Below are 21,729 nucleotides of genomic sequence, written 5' to 3'. Positions count from 1 at the left end.
AGCATTAGATATTGAGTATTGATTTTAACTGATTACCATTTGAATATTGTAAAACTTCATAACACAAATTGTTCTTTTTATTGAGATAAGTAACTTCCCAGACCACTTCACCATCGTACTTACCTAGCGTGGCCTTGATGACCTTGCTGGGATTACGTTTGGACCAAACTTTGCGCAGTGCCTTCGTGCGGGAGATTCCCGCCGTCTGCTTAACCACGGTCGTTTGGTGCTTAGAATTGGTGTTAATGATGGCGTAGACTGGCACGTTTTTCTTCGTTGTCCCGGTTACGGCGTAATAACTCTGTTCTCCGTTATACTGCGAGAACCCGGTCGTCGTTTTTAACTTGCCTTTGCTGACAGCTAAACTGTACGCCGTTTTTTGTGCCTGGTGCATCGGCCGCTGAGCAACCCACAACGTCCCGTAGATGGCGACAATTAGCGCTAATACGACTAACAAAACGATCATGATCACCCGTTCCGGGCGTCTTCTACGTTGAACTCGCATATCTTTATCCTGATCCTTTCAAAAAACAGATAAATTAATTATAGCAAATTTAACTGTCAGCGGAATGCTTTCTTACTCAGTTTTGAAAAAACTTTGAAGTTTACCCGTAATTTCATCTAACGAGCCATTGCTTGGCGGTAACGTTTTAGGTAACGCCTTTAAAATCGTTTGCCCGTAACGCTTCGTGACCAAGCGATCATCTAAGATGACTGCAGCGCCCCGGTCCTGACTCGTCCGAATCAAACGGCCTAGTCCCTGACGTAATTTCAGTGCCGCCTTAGGAACCGCTTCATTATAAAACGGGTTTAATTTAGCTTGCCGTAATTGTTGATAACGCGCCTTCGTCGTCGTTTGGTCGGGCGACTCAAACGGTAGCTGCGTGATGATCAACAATTCCAACTGATCTTGTGGTAAGTCAATGCCTTCCCAGAAACTAGCCGCCCCTAATAGGATGGCGTTGTCGCCTTGAATAAACCGGCGTAAAAGCTTTTCACGGCTCCCATTGACTCCTTGTGCCAAGATTTCGCGATTAGCACTTAGATTTCCTTGGTGCAACCCGTAGAAGACCCCTTCAATCATATTCAACGAGTTGAACAAGATTAAGGTCTGTTTAGGCGTTGCGGTCACGATTTGTTCGATGGCGCGTGATAAATAGGCAACCCGTTGCTTCCCACTCGGTTGTTCGGCCGGGGTTGCATCCGTCGCAATCATTAACCGGGCCTGTTTTTCCAAATCAAACGGCGTCGAAAGTTGATGGTGCTCCGCCGTGGCCGCGTCAATGTCCAACTGGCTGTAAACGTACTGAGACTTACCCGTTGAAAACAGGGTTGCACCAGTTAGTAATGGTGCGCTGAAGTACGGATACAGTCGTTCTTTAAAGTAGCCCTGAGTATCGATCAAGCTCCCAGATAAGTTCAAGCTTCCACGGTCATGCCATTGATTCAGCGTGATCCAGAAGACCCGTTGTTCCCGGGTCGCTGGCATTAGCCAAGTTTGTAGTAAGTCATACCCGTGACGTAAAACTTGTAGCCGGTTATAAAAATCATCTAAGACGTGTTGCTCGGTAGGCAAAATCTGTGCTTGGTCATGGTGGTACTGCTCGTTAAGCTGTTGAAACTGCAAGAAACAGTTTTCAATCGCCGTTTGTAATTGCTTGATCAACGGATTATGTTCCGCGAAGAACTCGGTGATTTGGCTCGTATTGACACCAATCTCGACTGGTTGGCTACCGCCCTTTTGATGCGGCACAAACTCACGTGCCAACGCTGCTTGCACTTGCTGTAAATGCAAATCAGTATCACCTAGTGAATTATCTAACAGTTTCAACCGGTAATCCGCCTGGGGTTGTTCCGCAAACAAGGCTCGCAGGCTCAAGCCGTGATCTTGATCGATTCGACTCGTCAAGCTGTGACAAGCCGACATGTAATAATTAAAATCAAATTTTTGCCGTGATTCTCGCAAGACCCCGTCAGCTAAATGCTGGGCTTCGTCCAAAACGAGTAACGGTCGCTGCTGGCGACTCCCTAGTTGCGCAACGTGTTGCATCAAATAGGCGTGATTTGTAATGATGAACGTCGCTTGGGCCGTTAACTGATCCCGAAAGCGTAAGAAGTCTTCCTTAAAGAACGGGTCGTCAGCTTTTAGTGAACCGATCCCGTGGTGCGCGATTTCTGAGAAGTACGGCGCTTGATACGTCGTTAAGTGCAACTCATCTAAATCGCCAGTCGTCGTCATTGTTAACCAGACCAGCACCCGCAATTTCAAAAGTTGCGTTTGCTTTGAATGCTCGTGCAGGGCTAAGCCCCGTGCAAAGCGGTTCAAATCAACGTAGTGTTGGTTTCCTTTAATGACCACGGCCGTCACTGGATTTGGAAGCAACGCGTTCAACAACTGAACACCTTGATCAAGCAACTGGGTCTGTAAGACCGTCGTTGCGGTGCTGACAATCACTTGCTGATCATCGTGGGCTAAATAAGCGAGTGGTAATAAGTACCCTAACGTTTTTCCCGTCCCGGTAGGTGCTTCGATTAGTAATGGATTTTCTTTGGTTTGATCCTTCGTGTAGTGCCGGTAGATTTGATTCATCATCCGCGCCTGTTGTGGCCGGTAAGTTAAATTATGTCCAAACAGATGTACTTTTTGGGCCTTAGTCAACGGATACCGTGGCGCTTTTCGGCCAACGGCCTGCTGTGGCAACGACTGCTTTCTCAAAGCAATCCCGTTGCGAATCATCAAATCTTTTGGTAAACGCGTCGGGTGTTGTTTGCCCTGCTGAAACGCGTACGAAAAGAGTTCGGACGTTTCTCGCGGCAGCTCTGGTGTCAACTGCACCATCTGTTGCAAGGTAATCAAAGGCAACTGCGCCAGTCGTTTTTGCAAAAAGATAAATAAATGGGCGGTTGCGATTGCGTCACTATCCGCGGAATGCGGATGCTCATGGTCAATATTTAGTAGTTGGCTCAAATCCCGTAGCCGAAAGCTCGACGCCGTTGGTAATAGAATCTGACTCAACGAGACCGTGTCAACGGCCTGAATTGGCAATTCTGGATAACCAACGCGGGATAATTCGGCGTTGATAAACGGCAAGTCAAAATTAACGTTGTGCGCCACAAACACCGTTCCCTGTAACAGACTGTACACGGTGCCCGCTAAGTCATCAAACGGCGGTGCTTTTCGAACCCGCGCGTTACTAATTCCCGTCAGGTTTTCGATCACTGGCGGTACCGTGGTCAGTGGATTGACGTCGGTCGCAAACGTATTAATTATTTTATTATTTTTGACGAACGCACAGCCGATTTGGATAATACGGTCGCCATCCTTAACGCTAGTACCAGTCGTTTCAATATCGACGACGGCATAGGTTGTGTTTGGTTTCATGGTCATTTCCCCAAATTTTAGTCTATATCAATGTGCTGGCACTGAATTCATGCCAACATTCTCAAATTAAATTATAGCATACCAGTAAAGTGAATCCGTTCCGTTTGGTCACTAGGAACACCCGCCCTAAATCCGCCTTTGCGAACTGGTCAGCAAGCCTGAATTTAATCTGTTTCTCATTTTATCATACACACGCCAATTATGACTTTCCACCTAGCCATAAATTTTCAAGCAAGTGAACGGAAAGACGGTCATTGCAATGATTGTTAACCAAACATAGTTGAGGCCTAAAATTTCTAATGATTCGGTCCGACTGGGACTTGTCACCGGGCAACCGTGGTAAAAAGCGTGATAATAAGGTATCATAATCCTATTATTAATTCATTTTAGAAAGGCAGCGACACGATTGAAAAATCTAGCTACCGGTACTAGTCATGCCAAAATTATTTTGATTGGAGAGCACGGCGTTGTCTACGGCCAACCCGCCATCGCCCTCCCAATCTCGACGATTCAAATGCAAGCCGTCATTCACCGACGTGAAACGGCACAACTGGTTAAAAGCCGTTACTTTAATGGAGACTTCAACAGCATGACCGCCAACTTAGGCGGCATCCAGGCGTTGATCAAAGCTCTCTTGACCCGCTTTGACGCGCTTGATCAGGGTTTTGATATCCACATTACAAGTGACATCCCGTCTGAGCGTGGGATGGGTTCCTCAGCGGCTGCGGCGGTGGCCGTCACCCGGGCGTTCTATGACTTTTTTGAACAACCTTTGTCCCATCAGACCCTATTGAAGACGGCAAACGTAGCTGAAAGTTACACGCACGGTCAACCAAGCGGCTTAGACGTTGCCACGGCCAGTGCCACTTCACCGGTATGGTTTGTTAAGGGCCGTGAAAATTACCCGATTCCCGTCAAGCTACCAGGCTACTTAGTCATTGCTGATACGGGGATTAAAAGTCAAACTAAGGTTGCCGTTGCAACGGTTAGAAACCTGCTAATTGTCGAAGGCGAGACCATTCAACAACGGATCGACGATCTCGGCCATCTTACCCGGATGACTAGGGACGCCCTTTCTGACGGTAACCTACCAAAATTAGCGCGGGCGTTAAACGGTGCTCAAGATGATTTACGCTCACTAGGCGTCAGTCATCCCGCTTTAGAACAGCTCTTAGCCGTTGCCCGGAAAAACGGTGCGGTCGCTGCTAAGTTGACTGGCAGTGGTCAGGGTGGCTGCATGATTGCCGTCGCACCTGAAGAAAGTATCGCAAACGATTTATCACAAAAGCTGTCCGCAGCGGGCGCCACGGCAACGTGGGTCGAACCCCTGCTTGCGAATGATTAACTTTGGAGGAACAACATGGCTAAAACAGTAACGGCGAAAGCCCATACGAATATCGCACTCGTCAAATACTGGGGAAAAAAAGATACGCACTTAATGTTGCCACAAAATGGTAGCATTTCTTTGACGTTGGATCATTTTTATACCGAAACGAGTGTCACGTTTGATTCCCAACTAAAGCACGATCAAGTCTACTTCAACGATCAATTACTCCAACCAGCCCAATCGCAACGGATCAGTCGCTTTTTAGACCTCATTCGCCAACGAAGCGGTGTGCACGCCCCGGCTGCGGTCAGAACAATGAATCACGTGCCCACTTCGGCAGGGCTCGCTTCGTCGGCCTCTGGCTTTGCAGCGCTCGCGACTGCCGGCAGTCGCGCTGCTGGCATGGATTTAGATGCGACCGCGCTGAGTCGGTTAGCACGCCGGGGTTCCGGTTCCGCCACCCGCTCCGTTTTTGGTGGCTTTGTCGAATGGCACGCTGGCCACGACGACCAATCTTCATTTGCTGAAGTGATTCAAGACCCCGTGGATTGGGATATTCAAATGATTGCCGTCATTCTTAAAGCGACTAAAAAGCCGATCAGTTCAACGGATGGTATGGCACGCGTCGTCGCGACCTCCCCGTACTACCCCGCTTGGGTCGCAACTGCTGAAACTGATCTAACCCGAATGCGCGCAGCAATTGCCGCTAAGGACTTAGAAGCGGTCGGATCCATTGCTGAAACTAACGCAATGCGGATGCACGCCCTTAATTTAAGCGCAGCCCCCGCCTTTAACTACTTCACGGCTGACACGCTTACTGCGATTCAGGCAGTGACAGACTTGCGTGCACACGGGATAAACTGTTATTATACTTTGGATGCTGGCCCGAACGTGAAGATCATCTGTGCGGGTCGCGATACGGCTGTGATTAAGACAGCCCTACAACAATACTTTGCCCCGGAACAACTGATTGTTGCTAAACCGGGACCTGGGATTACAATGACAGAAGCATAAGTTAATTTAGAAATGGCTACGTGAACCGTCTGCGCAGGCCATGAAAGGACATGATGGCATGATTACGGTGAAAGCACCTGGAAAACTTTACATTGCGGGGGAATACGCCGTGGTTGAAAGTGGGTTTCCAGCGATTATCGTGGCGTTAGATCAATTTGTGACCGCTACAATTTCATCCAGTGATACGGTTGGGAGCATTGTTTCCAAGCAGTATCAGGAAAACTCAATCGTCTGGCGCCGTAAGGGAGATGCGATGGTTTTTGACAACCGGGATAACCCGTTTCATTACATTCTCTCTGCAATTAGTCTGACGGAAGCCTACGCCCACGAACTAGGGCGCGAACTAGGCGTCTACCACTTAGGCATCAATAGTGAACTGGATAGTGCGGACGGCAAAAAATACGGGCTGGGTTCATCCGCGGCGGTCACCGTGGCTACGGTCAAAGCGCTTTGTCGCTTCTACCACCTGCCCATGGACAAACCGAAGCTGTTCAAATTAGCCGCAATTGCCCACCTATCCGTACAAGGCAACGGTTCTTTAGGTGACATCGCCGCTAGTGTTTACGGTGGCTGGATCGCCTACCATTCCTTTGATCGGGACTGGTTACACGTTCAAAGAAAACAAACGAGTTTAAGTGAACTGCTGAATATGAACTGGCCAGACTTAAAAATCGACCTGCTCACCCCACCAGCTGATTTACGCTTGATGATTGGGTGGACCGGCTCCCCCGCATCGACCTCTCATTTAGTCGACAAAGTGGCTTTAGTTAAAGCTAAGCAACGGGGGGAATACCAGACCTTCTTACAAGACAGTAAGGCCTGTCTGAAACGAATGATTGCTGGCTTTCAAGCTGGGGATTTACAGGCGATTCAAACCGAAATTCGTTGTAACCGCCACTTATTACAAACTTTAGGGACTTTCAGTCACGTGACCATCGAGACCCCCATCTTAAAAAAAATGATTCACCTTGCTGAAGCTGCGGGTGCCGCCGCTAAAACTTCCGGTGCCGGTGGTGGTGATTGTGGGATTGTCTTAATCGACCGAGCAATCAACCCAGCAAGCTTATTAAAACAATGGGCACACGATGGCATTGAACAGTTGAACTTGACCGTTCATACGGTCAGTGATGACTCAATATCTAACGTATAATCGGTTAGCTACAACTTCTAACTTTAATCACGATTGTCATTAACTAAGATCTAGAAATCCGAAACGAGTCCGGGAAATTCGTCCCGGGCCCTTTTTAAATTGGAGGTGGCCTCTGTGCCGCAAAGTCAACAATCACACCGTAAAGACGAACACGTTTCGCTGGCAGAAAAATATTATCACGGCACACAACCCAACTCATTTGACCAAGTGAAGATTCGCCATGACGCTCTTCCAGAGACTCGGGTCGCAGACGTCACCCTAGCGACAACCGTTGGTCAGTGGCACTGGGAAAGTCCGCTTTATATCGAAGCCATGACTGGTGGCTCGCAACAGACTGGCAAACTTAATACCCGCTTAAGCCAAATTGCAGCGGCGTGCCACCTACCAATTGCCACCGGGTCACAAAGCGTTGCGATTAAAGACCCCGACCTAGCGCCCACATTTGCGACCGTTCGAAAAAACAATCCCGATGGCCTCGTCTTTGGTAATTTAGGTGCGGGCCATTCGCTGACGGCGGCACAAACGGCCGTTGCCATGTTGCAGGCCGACGCCTTGGAACTCCATTTAAACGTTGTTCAAGAAATCGTCATGCCCGAAGGTGACCGTGACTTTCACTGGTTAGCAAACATCGAAAACATCGTTCGTCACTTGGACGTTCCCGTTATCGCTAAGGAAGTTGGGTTTGGCATTTCACGCCCAACGATGACCCAACTCTATCAGGCTGGTGTCCGTTACCTCGATTTGGGTGGTCACGGTGGCACCAACTTCGTGGACATTGAAAACCGACGGCGAGAATCCCGCGACATGGCCTACCTCCATGATTTTGGCTTAACGACCGTTGAATCACTCTTGGCTGTTCAAGAACACCCCGCCGACCTTACCATTCTAGCGACCGGGGGCGTTCGGCAGCCGCTCGACGTCTTAAAAGCGTTAATGCTAGGCGCCGATGCGGTGGGCGTTGCCGGAACCATCCTACACGCCTTATTGCATCATACTAACGAAGAGGTCGAAGCCATGATTAAGGCCTGGCAGGAACAGTTACGCCTGCTGATGGCACTAGTCGGTGCGACCACCGTCACGCAGTTACACACGATGACGGATAAAATAACGTATTCAGCCGATCTTGTTGCGTACAAACAGTCACTAAATTCATAATTTCCTATAAAAACTGCCACTGAAAAAGATCCTTTTCAGTGGCGGTTTTAAGCTTATTGTTATACCCAACTTTCTTTTAATAAGGCAATTTAGTTTACAATTGACTATATTATCATTTTGATTGATACCTCGTTATGATTAAGAAAATCAACGAGGGGGAAATGGCTATGTTAGTCTGTCAAAATTGTGGTCAGCCACTAAAACGGCCGGACCGCGCCTATTTCTTATTGCAAGTCCCACACCGAACACTAGGTGAAATTCGCAGTTTCTTACAAGTCAACGCGGTGGTGTACTGCCCCGACTGCGTGCAAATTGTTCAGACAAAGACTTTCAGCTAGCATCTTTAACGGTCCAGATCAAAAAAGTAATACTTCGGAAAAATATTTTCCAAAGTATTACTTTTTTTACCACTATTAAATCACTTTTAACAATCTATAAACTAGTATTATCCGGCGTCGCGAGAAAACGTAGTCCCTTCGGAAAGAAGTTCTTAACCGTCGAACCGACAATTTTCCCGAAACCAACTGGTAAGCCGTCACAGGTCAAAACACGGAATCCGTTCGTCTTCACCGCCGTTGCCAATTGGAAAGTCTCACCGTGAACGTACTTTTGCCACTGGTCATGATCAATCGCCATTTTAGGTAAGTCAATCGCATCGCTGGCTAAAGCTAAGGCGTAACTAGGTTCAAAGCGCTTCTTTTTAAAGCTGCCTAGTAAGATGCCGGACCGAAAGACTTTGGCCTTGCGCGTTAACGGCATCGCAGCTGGAATACCGTAGAGCTGGTCGCCATGTGCTTGTAATACCAATGGCGGAAAGTGCTTCACGCCCGCCTTATCCAAAAAGTCTTGCCAGAGTTGGCGATTAGCCGGCGTCAATTCATCGCGCACCGTCCGTTTTGACTTTGCGGCCGTTTCACCATGGTACACGAGCTTAGCGATAAAGTGCCCTTCACCACGCATGCGATGTGGGAATAACCGAACTGCTTTGGCTAATTCAGGATTACCATCGGCCCATTCCGGCTTAGCGTCGACCATTCCCGCCGTTTTCGTCAATGGTTCTAGTTCAAACTCGGGATAAGTCTTTAATAACCAAGCCATCATCTGTTCGTCTTCTTCAGGCGCAAACGTACAAGTCGAATAGATCAGGTGACCACCGGGCTTAAGCATTTTGACGGCTTCCGTTAAAATTTCACGTTGCCGGGTAGCACACTCTGCTGGATAATCAGGCGTCCAGTACTGAACGGCGTCCGGGTCTTTACGGAACATTCCTTCACCAGAACACGGTGCGTCCACTAAGATTCGGTCAAAAAAGCCAGAAAATTCTTTTGCCAACGCGTCCGGTGCCGCATTCGTAATGACCGTATTCAACGCGCCGTAACGTTCAACGTTATCACCTAAAGCGGTCACCCGCTTCGGGTTGATCTCGTTTGTCACTAATAGTCCGGTCTGTTTCAAGTAGCTGAGTAAATGGGTCGTTTTTCCCCCGGGCGCCGCACAGAGGTCTAGCACCCGTTCGTTTAGTTCGGGACGAGCAAATTCACCCACGGTCATGGCACTGGGTTCCTGACTATACACGGCACCCGCCAAATGTTCCATGGCATTGCCGTTGACCCGACCGTAGTAGCCGATTGGGCTATATGGAATCTGTTCAGTCATTTTAGCCGTCATGGCGGGCGTCACCGCTTTATTGGGGTTGATTCGAAATCCCTTCTCAACGGTACCGTCAAAAGCGGCCAAAAAAGCTGGGGCTTCGTCACCCAAAAGTTTTTTATATTTACTAATAAATTCTGCTGGTAATTCCACAAAAAGCCCTCCTAGTCACAAAAGTATCCTCAATTAGATTACCACATTTCACCCGCACCGCAAGGATTCAAAGATTCGCAATCATAAGAAATCTATGCTAAATTTAACTAATTAACTGTGGTGAATGAGAGGTTTGATTGATATGGAAAGAAAACTAATTGCGCTAGATTTAGACGGCACTACCTTGAATGCAGATTCTGAGCTCAACGCAGCAACCATCCAAACGATGCAGCGCTTGCAAGCTGCGGGTCACGTTGTTAGCATTATCACTGGTCGATCGTATCAGGGCTCACAAGCCATTTATGATAGCTTACAGCTCGTAAGCCCCATGATTAACTTTAACGGCTCATTGGGCCACCTACCACACCAGTCGTGGGATTCTGAATACCAGTTCACGGTTAACAAGGCCATCGTATTGGCACTGGTGAAATATCGTGAACAGTTAGGCATTAGTGAAATCATTGCTGAAAATAAGAATAGCACCATGACAGCTGGTCAAGACCTCATTGCGGGCAAGTTTTTTCCAGAAATTGCTAACAGTCCCCGGTTAACGCCAGAAACATTGACCCGGAATCCGAATTCACTGGTCTTAATCGTTCAGATGGATCGTCGTACTGCCGTGGTCGATTGGATCAACAAACACTTTGGCGACTTCGTAGACGTTGGTGTTTGGGGCGGCCCCAACGCCATCTTGGAAGTAACGTCTAAAGGCGTTCATAAAGCCAAGGGTGTCGCTTACTTAGCTGATTACTTCAAGATTCCACGTCGCGACATTATCGCGTTCGGGGATGAACATAACGATTTGGAAATGCTGCAATACGCTGGTCTGGGGGTCGCCATGGCCAACGGCACCCCTGCAATTAAAGCGGCGGCCGACGATACGACGGCTTACGATAATGATCAAAACGGGGTTGCCCGCTACCTAAACGATTATTTTGAATTGGCAGAATAACCACCATCATAAAATTAATTAAAATATAAAAAAGAGTGTGAGACAAGACTCAAAAGGCCATTCAGAAATATCAACTATTTCTGAATGGCCTTCCTTATTACTATGGCCGAAACGTGGATCAAAAGGCAATTTGTTCCACGTTTTGTCGTACTCCCTTTTCCGCCCTGCCTAAATTTTACGCCAAGTGGTGTCGCCGCTGGATACTGGCCATGAGGACTAGACCTAGTACAACCACGACCGTAATCATGGCCAGTGTTCCAAAGTGCAAGGTCCGGTCACGCCAGAGCCACCGGACATCCTCCATACGATCGTGAAAATGGGTCGTGGCGGCCAACGCCCCTAATCGATCCTCAAACCACACCAATAAGCTTACCGTTAACGCGATGATCCACTGCCACATGTATTGGTGCTGCCACCAAACCGCAATTAAAATTCGTTTTCTGGTTTTCATCGCCATCACTTCCTCATCTCAGATATGCCGATCTGATACCCTTAATTTAAAATAATTGGTCTAGAAAAGCCTAACAACAAGTTTTATTGCGTTATTTTCCTTATTAACCGGTTCAATGTATTTAGCGACAAGATAATGGCTAACGTCCTTAAAATTCAAAAAAGGCCCTGACAACGTGTTGATTTCACATGTCGTCAGGACCATTTTTGATGACCTCATTCAACTTAGTGATGCCTTTGCCGCCGTCCAAGCCAGTATGCGAGCCCACCGCTAACTACCGCTAAACCACCCGCGAGAGCAAACCAGTACCATTCGGTTGTTGCTGTTTTTTTGCCCAATTTAGTGCGCGTATTATGTTCCTGAGCCCGCACTTTCGATAGCGTAAAGTCTTGGACAAAACGCCAATGACGATCACCACTGGCTAACTGCATTTTCAAAGTATATTTACCAGGAGCTAGGGACTTATCACCGAGACCAATCTCAGAATTGAACCAACTATTAGGCGCCATGGCGCGATTTTTCAAGGCCTGTGAAACGACCTTATGACCAGTCGCCTTTTCAAAAACCTGAGTCTTGATCTCAAGTTCACCAAAAGCAATGGGGGCTAAGTTACGGAGCTTGGCAACGACGACTGGTGCGGCACTAGCATCGTTGGTGATGACTTTCGTACTAGCTAATTGGACCTTGGCAGGCACCGCTTGGTTAGGCTGACACCAAAGTGCAACGGCGGTGGTTACCGCATAGCGGTTGGCCAATTGGAAATTTTGCGCCGTCCGTTTCGTACTAGCCTTGCTAGTTTTAGGATTGGTGACAAAGAGACCACCTAAGATTTCGCCGGTAAAACCACTCTTAGGAATTTTGGTTGCAAACGTGACGGTCTTTCCTTGGTGTGGCGCTAAGTCAACGGTCACCGCTGGCGAAGTCATTTTGGTAAAAGTCGTTTTCGCGGATGGATCAGTGCGATTGGACGGAATGTAAACGATCGTGCCAGAATCCGCGGTCGTCGCATTGACCGGAATGATCTGCAGCTCGCATCGGGTCGTCCCGGGATTGGTCACTGACAGTTTTAACGTTTGGGTACTTCCCGGCGTGACTTTGAGATTGAAGTAGCCATCTTTAGTTGATAATTGATTCTTAGGAAGCAAAGGGGTAACGACAAAGTTTGCAGTCGGTGTTGGATCAGCTTGAACTGGCAGCGGGAATCCGAATGCTTGTACGCCGAATAGGCCTAACATTAATAAACCCCAAATCAGTTTACGCATCGACATCCTGGCCACCTCCAGTCATACTAAGCGTTTCAATTGAGTTAACTTGCTGGTTTGACCGTTACCGGCGCGCTGTCGAGTGCCCAGTACAAAGTTGCGGTATAAGTGCCAGCTGAAATCAAAGGTTGCTTACTGATCAATAAACTGCTGCTGGTTGCCGTCGTTGCGGTGTTACTACCTTCACCGGTGTTGGTGTCCGCATTCCACAAGTTTTCGGGATTGCTGATCCAGCCGCTAGTGACAGTGCCTTGGGATAACAGCAGGTTGACTGGAGCAGCCGTCGCGGTGTTATCTAACGTACCGGCCGTTTCATTCAACGTTAATTTAGCGTCGGTGACGGTATTGGTGCCAGAAGTGAAAGGCCCCATGCCGACCGATAATGACCAACCAGCGTGATTACCACGATAGTCGCTGACGCTTAAGGTGCCAGAGTTATTTCCATCGTAGTTAGTCCCGCTCGTTGTGGTACTGCTGACAACTGGCAACGTTGTGTCAGCGGTTGCAATACTTTTGACCCCAGCACTACCTAATGAAATATTTGGCACTTGATTTAAGGTCAAACTGCCTGGTGAGACGGTGAATTCTGCATTCGAAGCCGCTTCAGCAGAACCAGTCGTGTCAGCAGTATAGCCGCTTGAAACCGTGGTCAAATTGCTCGTCGTGGTTCCAGGACCGGCCGCCATGGCAGCTACGGGGCTCAGTGCTAGTAATGCCAGCGTGACGGTACTACTCAGGCCGGCCATAATTTTTACTGAACGCATGATAATTCCTCCATTCTAATTTATTTTGCGGATGACTTAAGACTAAGCATCGTTCTCGTTCTGTCAGTAACCAGACGATACCATGATTGTACAAAAAAGGTGATATTAAAAATTTTGTTCGGCAACTTTGCATACTAGTAAAAAATCATTCAGAAATAATTGATATTTCTGAATGATCTTTTTGTTTTGTCTCAAATTTAGTGGCCCATCAATGATGACCCTTTTTTTTAGCGTCTCCGCCTTTTAACTGATGGACTTCCGTTTGTAGTTGATCAATTTTTTGCGTGAGCGTTTCAACTTTAATGAGTAACTGTTGTAAATTTTGTTGATCTTCACTATCCGTCATTTGGACGGCTTCACTCGTCTCCTTGGTGAAGAAATCCGTGATTGTACTTGTCAGTAAACCAATAAACCCAATTCCACCAAACATCAAGCCGACCGCAATAATTTTCCCAACTGCCGTATGTGGCGTATCATCCCCATAACCGACCGTCGTCGCCGTCGTGATGGCCCACCAGAGTGAATCCGACAAGCTCTGGTGTTCAAATACGGAAAATAATAACGCACTGAGGACAATAATAGCGATACTGATTGAGAATAAGTAAATAAATCCCGTACTATAAATAAACCGATGGAAATCATGGGTCCACTTGCCATCTAACCCTAGTTTCCAAAACAAATGGTGGTACTGAATCATCCGTGCCAGTCGCCCTAGTCGAAATACCGCAAATATGGGATGCATGGGCACGATTCCCATCAAATCAAAGGCGGAATGAATTAAAAACGTCTTCCGGTCCTTAGACAGCGTCAGCCGAACAAAATAATCGACCACAAAAACGACTAATAGTCCGTTTGAAATCTGTGCCTCCACTCGCCAATTACCGACATGAAAGCTCAGTAAGAGTGCGTTAATGACGGACCAAATCGTGAGAATGGTCACGCTTAAATGATAGCCACCGATCCACCGGCGTTGTTTTGCCTTCATGACACTTACCCCACTTTATAAATTAAAACGAAGATTGAAAAGATTAGAATTATAGTCACGTCGTTGCAATACCTATTATTCCCCAAATTCACTTTTCAACCTTTGGCTAAATAATAATATAAGCCACTCGTTACGTAATAACCCACCATTTAAGCGACCTTTACATTTTCTTATAACCACGTGCCCGCCACGAATAATAGTGGATACAAAATAAAAAATAGTGAGGCGCTCTTAACCGTGGTCATAAACGTCGTCCGCTTATCTTGCACCGCAAAAAATGGTCGCATCCCCCGCCACATAAACGGCAGCAACAAAACGACGCCTAGCGTAATCGCGGGTGCCAGCCCAAGAAGTGCGTTTACGATGGGCCACAAACTCCCGATGACTAAGAACAGTTGAATCAGACGGACTGAACCCTTTTTGCCTAAATAGCAAGCTAAGGTATACCGGTGGTTGCGGATATCTTCGTCCCGGTCCGCCGTGTTATTGGCTAATTGAATGGTAAAGAAAATTAATGTCAACGGTAAGCACAGTAAAAAGGTCGCCCCCACCATCGACCAAGTGACGGGCCGCTGACCGTACGTCGAAACGACAACACACGTCAACTGAATCAAAAACGCGATGGATAGTGCCACGACCGTTTCACATAACGGGGTAGCGTTAATCGGGTGCGGTCCCGCCGTATAAAAAATGCCAATCGTATAACCTAATAATCCTAATAACAAAACCAACCAGCCGGTCCGCATGACTAGCCAGATTCCGGGAACGAGCGAAAGCACGTATAATCCTAGTGCCAAGTAGCCAACACCAGCCACGGGCAAGTTGAGCCGACCGATGGGATTCGTCTTTTGCGCGTAGTCCGTTCGATCCAGGGCGTGCTGGTAATCATAATAATTATCCGAAACATTGACTGCTAAATCAAAAATAAAAACGGCAATCAAGCATAATCCGACATTGATCCAGTTCACCGTACCGAGGTGGTACTGCGCAATCGCCACCCCTAAAATAAACCACATCACGTTTAGCGGTGCGGTATAAATTTCCGTTAATTCATAAAACACACGCCAAGTTAACCACTTTTGCATCCTTTGCCACTCCTAACAGCTTATTACTACCATTATCGTACCCTTTCATAATCGCCTTGCCTACTTTTCGCATCTATCATTTATCGGCTTGGTTCGCTTGGCCAATAACACTTGAATTTTGCTCTATTGGTAGTATCATTCAACCACTTGCCAATACCAAAATTAAGCTACCAAAGGATTGCGAGTAAATTAAAACGTGTGCGGTGGGAATGCCCATCAACACACGTTTTTTCATTCATCCTATTCCGTTTTTTCCGGTACTGCTAACGGGAGATCTAACCGCGTTAAATCCGCGTACGTTTCCCGTTCGACGACTAATTGGCTCTGACCGTCTTCACAGAAGACCACGGCTGGGCGTGGATTACGGTTATAATTGCTAGCCATTGAATAGCCGTACGCCCCGGTATCGAGGACTGCCAAAACATCCCCCGGTTTAGTTGCGGGCAACGCTTGGTCCCAAATCACCATATCACCGGATTCACAATATTTACCGGCAATGGAGGCCACTTGTTCAGTCGGCAACGTTGGGTCTTTAGCCAATACTGCTTCGTATTTAGCTTCATAGAGGGCCGGACGAATATTGTCGCCCATCCCACCATCAACTGCTAAGTATTTCCGAATGCCCGGAATATCTTTAGAGGATCCGAGCGTGTATAACGTCATCCCAGCGGTTGCGACTAATGATCGTCCGGGTTCGATCCAAACTTCTAACATTGGGACGTGGTGTGCCTTTGTCTGGGCCAACGTTTCTTTCAGAATCGCATCGACAAATTCCGTTGGCTGGAGTGGTTGGTCTTCGGACGTATACTTGACCCCAAAGCCCCCACCAACGTTCATGATTTTCGGGTAGAAGCCCAATTCCGTTTGCCAGCGCGCAAAGACACTGACTAACTTATCGACGATCATTTCAAAACCATTTAATTCAAAAATTTGTGACCCGATGTGACAGTGAATCCCGACTAAGTCCAGATATTCAGCTGATAGCGCCTGCTTTACGGCCTGGTCAGCCTGACCACTGTTCAAATCAAACCCAAACTTAGAATCTTCTTGCCCAGTTGAGATGTAATCGTGGGTATGCGCTGAAATTCCCGGTGCAATCCGCAACATGACCGTCGTCATCTGCTGACGAGTAGCCGCTAAATCGGCCAACATCTTTAGTTCATAAAAGTTATCAACCATAATGCAGCCCACGCCAGCGTCCAACGCCATGGTGAGCTCATCAATCGACTTATTGTTACCGTGAAATGACACCTTTTCCATTGGAAACCCGGCGCGTTGGGCGGTATACAATTCACCACCGGAAACGACGTCACAATGAATGCTTTCTTGCGCAATCAACTGATACATCGCAACGGTAGCGAAAGCCTTACTGGCATAACTAATCTGATACTTAACTTGATTCGTTTCAAATACTTCTTTAAAAGCCGCAATCTCGTCCCGAATCGCACCAGTATCATAGACGTATAACGGCGTTTGATACTGCTTAGCTAAGGCTAAAGTATCAACACCGCCAACGGTCAAATGGTGGGCCGCATTCAGGGCGTCAGCACTAATTTGTTCGTTCACGATCTAACCCCTTCTCAACGTGCATTTGTTTCAAAAAAACCGGCCGATGATTCGGGCCGGTTTCACAATAAAAAGCCTACTTAGCTTCTTCGTCGCTCTTTAAAACACCGCCAACACTGTAACGGTTTTTTTGCATTTCACTTAAAATAACGTGAATATGTTCGGCCGGTGCACCGGTATTCTTGCTAACAGCATCGGTAACATCTTTCACTAAGTTCTTTAATTGTTCTTGTGAACGACCGGCAATTAGATCAATGTGTACGATTGGCATTGGGTTCACACTCCTCTTATTATTCTTACAGAAACTAATCTTACTTTAATTTTACGGTTTTTGCAAACTTTCTCGCTGAGCCGCTTGTTCCCGTTCACTCATGAATAATCCGGACGTATCGACGGTGTTTAAAATGTCGATAAACGCGTGCTCATCGTTCGTCTGAACGGCCCGCTGTAGCGCGTATAATTCGTAGCGACTTAGGACCACTAATAACGTTGCGTTCGGTTGGCCCGAGTAAGCACCCTTAGAGCCAATAATCGTGACCCCACGCAAAATAGCGTGCTGAATAGATTTGGCCACCTCATCCGGATGCCCCGTCACAATAATCGCCGTCAATTTTTGGTGTCGCGTATGAATCAAATCGACAAGTTTAGTTGACGCATAAATGGCGATAATCGTGAATAAAGCGTTTTGCCAGCTAAATAGCAGGCCTGACATCACGATAATCAGTAGGTTGGTGAGAAACATCAGACTGCCGACCGTCCGCCCAGTCACGCGTTCTAGCACCAACACGATAATGTCGAAACCACCAGTTGAAAAACCGTAGCGCATCGTAATCCCGATACCGATTCCCGTTAAAATTCCGCCAAATAACGCTCCGAGTAGCGCGTTATGGGCAACGTTAACCACGGGAACAATCACCGCCGCCATTGACGTTAGAAACGCCGTGGCGAAGCTCATAATCGTGAACAAGTGTCCTAACTTGAACCACCCTAATAACGCAATTGGAATGTTAAAAATCAGAATGTACCAACCGGTATTGATGTGAATCCCCATTGGTTGGCCGAGGGAATACAGTAACTGAGCAATCCCGTTCACACCACCACTAAAGGTATTTGCCGGAATTAAAAATTCATTCAGTGCGACGGCGGAAATAATTGCCGATGCTAGCATTATCACGAGTTGCCATGCAAAAGCCAACCGGGGATTAGAAATATGCGCCATAACTAGACCTTCTTTATATGTATTTTAAGCCGTCCTTATTATAACTAAAAAATACGCATTGATTCGCAAAAATGCTAAAATTAAATCAGTAAAGTTAACTATTATAGAAAGAAGGAAGTTTATGCTGACCCATCAGTTTAATCCTTATTCTGCTTGTACGAGCATCCTCGTTGGTAAAAACGCCAGCGCGGACGGCTCCACTATGATTGGTCGTAACGAGGACTCCCGGTCCGCTTGGGCAAAAAAGTTCGTCGTTCATCCCCATACTGAATTTGAGACGCCCCAAGTCTTCAAATCAAATGACGAAGACCACCCGTTTACGATGACCTTGCCAACCATTCGGGCCAAATATACGGCGACCCCCGAATGGACGCCTAAATACGGTTTATTTGAAGAAGACGGGATCAATGAATACGGGGTCGCCATGAGTGCGACTGAAAGTGCCTACTGTAACGCCCGGGTTTTGGCCGCTGATCCTTACGTCAAAGACGGGATTGGCGAAGAGGCCATGGTCACCGTGACCTTGCCATATATCCACTCCGCACGTGAAGGTGTTGAACACCTCGGTCGCATTGTTGAAGAACACGGAACCTATGAAACCAACGGAATTTTATTTAGCGACGCTGACGAAGTCTGGTACATGGAAACGGGGGCTGGTCATTATTGGGTCGCTCAGCGCATTCCGGACGACGCTTACGCCGTCGTGGCCAACCAGTTAGCCATTCAAGAAATTGATTTGGCAGACCATGACAACTTCTTGTATGCTAAGGGAATCCGCAATTTTGTATTAGACAATCAATTAGCTTCAATGGACAACGGGCTAAACTTCCGCGAAGTTTTCGGGACGGCCGACCTCTCTGACCTTCATTACAATACGCCCCGCGTTTGGTACGGGCAAAAGTACTTCACACCGGACGTGCCACAAGAACCAGAGTCGTTTACCTTACCATTCATCCAACGGGCAAGTGGTCTGATTCACATCGATCAGGTGCAACACTACTTAGCTTCCCATTATGAAGGCACACCGTTCGATCCGGTTGGTAGTGGTACGGCAGCGGAAAAGCACACTTACCGGCCAATCAGCCTCGCAAAGACGCAAGAATCACACGTCTTACAAATTCGCGAGGACTTGCCTAAAGAAACTTGTGGCATACACTGGTTAGCCATGGGCGTTGCTGCTGAAAGTGTCTACGTCCCATTTTACGCCGGGGCTAGCGACACCCCCGCAGCGTACCAAGTGGCAACTGAAAAGTACGACCCAACTTCCGCCTACTGGATTTTTAAGCACGTTGGCGTACTCGTTGATGCCCACTACCACGAACTTCATGGCGACATGCAAGCTGCGCAAAAGGAATTGGCAATTGCACTCGGTCACCACCTAATTGTGACCGATCATGAAATCGCGTCACTCACTGGCGACGCTTTAACGGCTAAATTAACACAAGCCAACCAGGAAGCCGCCGATATGGCGATTCAAGCAATGCAAACTTTAACCGCGGATTTAATTACTAAGAGTACCGATATGTCACCACTCAATTATCAAACCGATTTAAACTTATAATTCAACGACTAATCGCAAAAACCGTTCAGAAATTTTAAATATTTCTGAACGGTTTTTTGCTAATTTTTTCAAAAAAACCTTGTCTTAGCGTTACTCGAAGGTGCTAACCTAGTAAAGTAACCTTGAAACAGAAAGTGAGCGATCATATGAACACCCCTATTTTAAATAAAATCAATCAACCGGCTGACCTGAAAACATTGTCACTGGCCGAGTTAACAGAATTAGCGACTGAAATTCGCCACGTTTTACTCACCAAAGTGAGCCAAACTGGCGGTCACGTTGGCCCTAACCTGGGCGTCGTTGAGTTGACCATTGCTTTTCACACGATCTTCAATTCGCCAATCGATAAAGTCGTCTGGGACGTTTCACACCAGGCCTACACCCATAAAATTTTGACTGGTCGTAAAGAAGCCTGGCTTGACCCGGACCACTACGACGATGTCAGTGGCTATACGTCACCAGAAGAAAGTCCCCATGATTACTTCAACATCGGGCATACTTCTACTTCGATTGCACTCGCAACGGGGATGGCCAGTGCTCGGGATTTACAAAACAAATCCGGCAACGTCATGGCCGTCATCGGTGACGGTTCATTGTCCGGTGGTTTGGCCTTAGAAGGCTTAAACATCGCGGCAACGCTGCATTCCAACTTGATTATCTTAGTCAACGATAACGGGATGGCAATCGCGGAAGATCACGGTGGCTTATACCGTAATCTAAAGGAACTTCGTGACACCCAGGGTCAGAGTGAAAATAATTTGTTCAAAGCCATGGGATTGGACTACCGCTACGTCGATAACGGCAACGACCTTGCTAGCATGCTGGATGCCTTTAAAGCCATCAAAGATATCGATCACCCCATCGTCCTTCACGTTCACACCGAAAAGGGCCACGGTTACGCTCCCGCCATTGAAAATAAGGAAGCCTTCCACTGGCACGTTCCGTTTGACCTAAAAACGGGGATTACATTACACCCCGCAACTGGTGAAAGTTATAACGATACCATCCACAGCGTGCTCGAAGATGAATTAACGACTCACCATACACCGCTGACGGCCATTACGGCGGCCATCCCTGGTGGTTACGACTTAAAGCGTTTCGGCAAACGTCATCCTAACCGTTACTTTGACGTGGGAATTGCTGAACAAGAGTCAATCACTTTTGCAGCGGGCCAAGCCCAACAAGGCTTGCGGCCAATCGTCTTTCATTCTGGCACGTTCCTTCAACGGGCTTACGATCAATTGTCACACGACCTAGGAATCAACCAGTTACCCGTTACAATCATGGTTTCGGGTGGTCGTATCAGTGCTGGCGATCCTACCCATCAAGGAATTTTTGATATTGCAATGCTCAGCAACATTCCTAACTTGACCTACTTAGCACCAACTACCAAGGAAGAGTTAGCTGCAATGATGCGCTGGTCACTCCATCAAACGACCGGTCCCGTGGCAATCCGCGTACCTAGTAACGGGGTGCATTCGGCACCATTAGCACCAGACTTTGATGTTCATCAAATGCACACCTTACACGCAGGTAAAGACGTGGCCATTATTGGTGTGGGTAGTTTGTTGCCATTGGCTGAACAAGTCCAGCAACAATTACTAGAACACCAGGTTGACGCGACGGTCATTGATCCACGCGACATTTCAGAACTTGATACGGCAACCTTAAACCGGTTAAATGAAACCCACAAACTAGTCGTAACGTTAGAAGAAGCTAGTCTAAGTGGCGGCTTTGGTGAAAAAGTGAGCCGCTACTATGGTGATACTGCCATGCGCGTGATTAACCTTGGTGCTGCCAAGCGGTTTAACGACCGTGAGACGACCGCAGCACTCTGGCACGAATTCAAACTCACCCCTGAACAAGTGGTGACCGAAATCACGACCCATTTGAACTAATTTTTGACAATCTTATGAACACTCAAAAAGCCATCCAGAAATCAACTGCTATTTCTGGATGGCTTTCCTTATTACTATGGTCGAAACGTGTGACAAAAGGCAATTTGTTCCGCTAATTGGTTTGGACAATGACCGTACAAAAATTTGTAATCGAA

Annotated in this window: 19 protein-coding genes; 8 read left to right on the top strand and 11 right to left on the bottom strand. The window is 47.3% G+C overall.

The window, feature by feature from the left end; translation table 11 throughout:
- Positions 1 to 4 precede the first annotated feature (4 nt).
- The gene (locus AAA939_RS07065; protein WP_338208212.1) at positions 5 to 505 is read right to left on the bottom strand and encodes a cell wall elongation regulator TseB-like domain-containing protein; all 501 of its coding nucleotides are present in this window, start codon (positions 503 to 505) and stop codon (positions 5 to 7) included.
- 72 nt (positions 506 to 577) lie between these two features.
- Complete coding sequence (locus AAA939_RS07060) at positions 578 to 3,382, bottom strand: helicase C-terminal domain-containing protein (RefSeq protein WP_338230656.1); 2,805 nt, start codon at positions 3,380 to 3,382, stop codon at positions 578 to 580.
- A gap of 406 nt (positions 3,383 to 3,788) precedes the next feature.
- On the opposite strand from AAA939_RS07060, the gene mvk reads away from it, so the two are divergent.
- The 5 genes from mvk to AAA939_RS07035 all read left to right on the top strand — a co-directional run bounded on the left by mvk (position 3,789) and on the right by AAA939_RS07035 (position 8,366).
- Positions 3,789 to 4,727, top strand: a complete 939-nt coding sequence (gene mvk, locus AAA939_RS07055; protein ID WP_338230653.1) for a mevalonate kinase — start codon at positions 3,789 to 3,791, stop codon at positions 4,725 to 4,727.
- Positions 4,728 to 4,742: 15 nt separating this feature from the next.
- On the top strand, positions 4,743 to 5,723 hold the full coding sequence (gene mvaD / locus AAA939_RS07050) for a diphosphomevalonate decarboxylase (protein WP_338208209.1): 981 nt from the start codon (positions 4,743 to 4,745) through the stop codon (positions 5,721 to 5,723).
- 58 nt (positions 5,724 to 5,781) lie between these two features.
- Positions 5,782 to 6,873 (top strand): phosphomevalonate kinase, encoded by a 1,092-nt coding sequence (locus AAA939_RS07045; protein WP_338208453.1) that lies wholly within the window; start codon positions 5,782 to 5,784, stop codon positions 6,871 to 6,873.
- Positions 6,874 to 6,987: 114 nt separating this feature from the next.
- Positions 6,988 to 8,028, top strand: a complete 1,041-nt coding sequence (gene fni, locus AAA939_RS07040; protein WP_338208208.1) for a type 2 isopentenyl-diphosphate Delta-isomerase — start codon at positions 6,988 to 6,990, stop codon at positions 8,026 to 8,028.
- Positions 8,029 to 8,195: 167 nt separating this feature from the next.
- The gene (locus AAA939_RS07035; RefSeq protein WP_338208207.1) at positions 8,196 to 8,366 is read left to right on the top strand and encodes a hypothetical protein; all 171 of its coding nucleotides are present in this window, start codon (positions 8,196 to 8,198) and stop codon (positions 8,364 to 8,366) included.
- Positions 8,367 to 8,460: 94 nt separating this feature from the next.
- On the opposite strand, the gene AAA939_RS07030 is transcribed toward AAA939_RS07035, so the two are convergent.
- Positions 8,461 to 9,831, bottom strand: a complete 1,371-nt coding sequence (locus AAA939_RS07030) for an RsmB/NOP family class I SAM-dependent RNA methyltransferase (RefSeq protein WP_338208206.1) — start codon at positions 9,829 to 9,831, stop codon at positions 8,461 to 8,463.
- Between the two features lie 142 nt (positions 9,832 to 9,973).
- Here AAA939_RS07030 and AAA939_RS07025 point away from each other — a divergent pair, with 142 nt between their 5' ends.
- Entirely contained in the window at positions 9,974 to 10,783 is an 810-nt protein-coding gene (locus tag AAA939_RS07025; protein WP_338208205.1) for a Cof-type HAD-IIB family hydrolase, read from the top strand.
- Between the two features lie 175 nt (positions 10,784 to 10,958).
- On the opposite strand, the gene AAA939_RS07020 is transcribed toward AAA939_RS07025, so the two are convergent.
- The 8 genes from AAA939_RS07020 to AAA939_RS06985 all read right to left on the bottom strand — a co-directional run bounded on the left by AAA939_RS07020 (position 10,959) and on the right by AAA939_RS06985 (position 18,115).
- Positions 10,959 to 11,234, bottom strand: a complete 276-nt coding sequence (locus AAA939_RS07020) for a hypothetical protein (RefSeq protein WP_338208204.1) — start codon at positions 11,232 to 11,234, stop codon at positions 10,959 to 10,961.
- A gap of 224 nt (positions 11,235 to 11,458) precedes the next feature.
- Positions 11,459 to 12,502: a WxLIP family cell surface protein gene (locus tag AAA939_RS07015; protein ID WP_338208203.1), complete on the bottom strand. Its 1,044-nt coding sequence runs from the start codon at positions 12,500 to 12,502 to the stop codon at positions 11,459 to 11,461.
- Between the two features lie 38 nt (positions 12,503 to 12,540).
- Positions 12,541 to 13,260 (bottom strand): WxL domain-containing protein, encoded by a 720-nt coding sequence (locus AAA939_RS07010; protein WP_338208202.1) that lies wholly within the window; start codon positions 13,258 to 13,260, stop codon positions 12,541 to 12,543.
- Positions 13,261 to 13,468: 208 nt separating this feature from the next.
- On the bottom strand, positions 13,469 to 14,245 hold the full coding sequence (locus AAA939_RS07005) for a potassium channel family protein (protein WP_338208201.1): 777 nt from the start codon (positions 14,243 to 14,245) through the stop codon (positions 13,469 to 13,471).
- Positions 14,246 to 14,415: 170 nt separating this feature from the next.
- Complete coding sequence (locus tag AAA939_RS07000) at positions 14,416 to 15,330, bottom strand: prenyltransferase (RefSeq protein ID WP_338208200.1); 915 nt, start codon at positions 15,328 to 15,330, stop codon at positions 14,416 to 14,418.
- Positions 15,331 to 15,570: 240 nt separating this feature from the next.
- A complete protein-coding gene (lysA, locus tag AAA939_RS06995) occupies positions 15,571 to 16,896 on the bottom strand; it encodes a diaminopimelate decarboxylase (protein WP_338208199.1) in 1,326 nt (441 codons plus the stop codon).
- Positions 16,897 to 16,972: 76 nt separating this feature from the next.
- Positions 16,973 to 17,167, bottom strand: coding sequence for a 2-hydroxymuconate tautomerase (locus AAA939_RS06990; RefSeq protein ID WP_057707072.1), 195 nt, complete (start codon positions 17,165 to 17,167; stop codon positions 16,973 to 16,975).
- 51 nt (positions 17,168 to 17,218) lie between these two features.
- Entirely contained in the window at positions 17,219 to 18,115 is an 897-nt protein-coding gene (locus tag AAA939_RS06985) for a YitT family protein (protein WP_338208198.1), read from the bottom strand.
- Between the two features lie 121 nt (positions 18,116 to 18,236).
- On the opposite strand from AAA939_RS06985, the gene AAA939_RS06980 reads away from it, so the two are divergent.
- Positions 18,237 to 19,676, top strand: a complete 1,440-nt coding sequence (locus tag AAA939_RS06980; protein ID WP_338208197.1) for a C69 family dipeptidase — start codon at positions 18,237 to 18,239, stop codon at positions 19,674 to 19,676.
- 146 nt (positions 19,677 to 19,822) lie between these two features.
- Positions 19,823 to 21,574: a 1-deoxy-D-xylulose-5-phosphate synthase gene (locus tag AAA939_RS06975; RefSeq protein ID WP_338208451.1), complete on the top strand. Its 1,752-nt coding sequence runs from the start codon at positions 19,823 to 19,825 to the stop codon at positions 21,572 to 21,574.
- Positions 21,575 to 21,729 lie beyond the last annotated feature (155 nt).

Origin of the sequence: Lactiplantibacillus paraxiangfangensis (assembly GCF_036246185.1) — a bacterium.
Lineage (GTDB): Bacteria > Bacillota > Bacilli > Lactobacillales > Lactobacillaceae > Lactiplantibacillus > Lactiplantibacillus paraxiangfangensis.
The sequence above is the reverse complement of the archived record's forward strand: the minus strand, read 5'-3'. Positions and strand labels throughout refer to the sequence as shown.

Bases quoted from the DNA above. Each gene is read 5' to 3' on its own strand.
- AAA939_RS07065 (WP_338208212.1), bottom strand. From the start codon at position 505: ATGCGAGTTCAACGTAGAAGACGCCCGGAACGGGTGATCATGATCGTT.
- AAA939_RS07060 (WP_338230656.1), bottom strand. From the start codon at position 3,382: ATGAAACCAAACACAACCTATGCCGTCGTCGATATTGAAACGACTGGT.
- mvaD (WP_338208209.1), top strand. From the start codon at position 4,743: ATGGCTAAAACAGTAACGGCGAAAGCCCATACGAATATCGCACTCGTC.
- AAA939_RS07045 (WP_338208453.1), top strand. From the start codon at position 5,782: ATGATTACGGTGAAAGCACCTGGAAAACTTTACATTGCGGGGGAATAC.
- AAA939_RS07035 (WP_338208207.1), top strand. From the start codon at position 8,196: ATGTTAGTCTGTCAAAATTGTGGTCAGCCACTAAAACGGCCGGACCGC.
- AAA939_RS07025 (WP_338208205.1), top strand. From the start codon at position 9,974: ATGGAAAGAAAACTAATTGCGCTAGATTTAGACGGCACTACCTTGAAT.
- AAA939_RS07020 (WP_338208204.1), bottom strand. From the start codon at position 11,234: ATGAAAACCAGAAAACGAATTTTAATTGCGGTTTGGTGGCAGCACCAA.
- AAA939_RS07015 (WP_338208203.1), bottom strand. From the start codon at position 12,502: ATGTCGATGCGTAAACTGATTTGGGGTTTATTAATGTTAGGCCTATTC.
- AAA939_RS07010 (WP_338208202.1), bottom strand. From the start codon at position 13,260: ATGCGTTCAGTAAAAATTATGGCCGGCCTGAGTAGTACCGTCACGCTG.
- AAA939_RS07005 (WP_338208201.1), bottom strand. From the start codon at position 14,245: ATGAAGGCAAAACAACGCCGGTGGATCGGTGGCTATCATTTAAGCGTG.
- AAA939_RS07000 (WP_338208200.1), bottom strand. From the start codon at position 15,330: ATGCAAAAGTGGTTAACTTGGCGTGTGTTTTATGAATTAACGGAAATT.
- AAA939_RS06990 (WP_057707072.1), bottom strand. From the start codon at position 17,167: ATGCCAATCGTACACATTGATCTAATTGCCGGTCGTTCACAAGAACAA.
- AAA939_RS06985 (WP_338208198.1), bottom strand. From the start codon at position 18,115: ATGGCGCATATTTCTAATCCCCGGTTGGCTTTTGCATGGCAACTCGTG.
- AAA939_RS06980 (WP_338208197.1), top strand. From the start codon at position 18,237: ATGCTGACCCATCAGTTTAATCCTTATTCTGCTTGTACGAGCATCCTC.
- AAA939_RS06975 (WP_338208451.1), top strand. From the start codon at position 19,823: ATGAACACCCCTATTTTAAATAAAATCAATCAACCGGCTGACCTGAAA.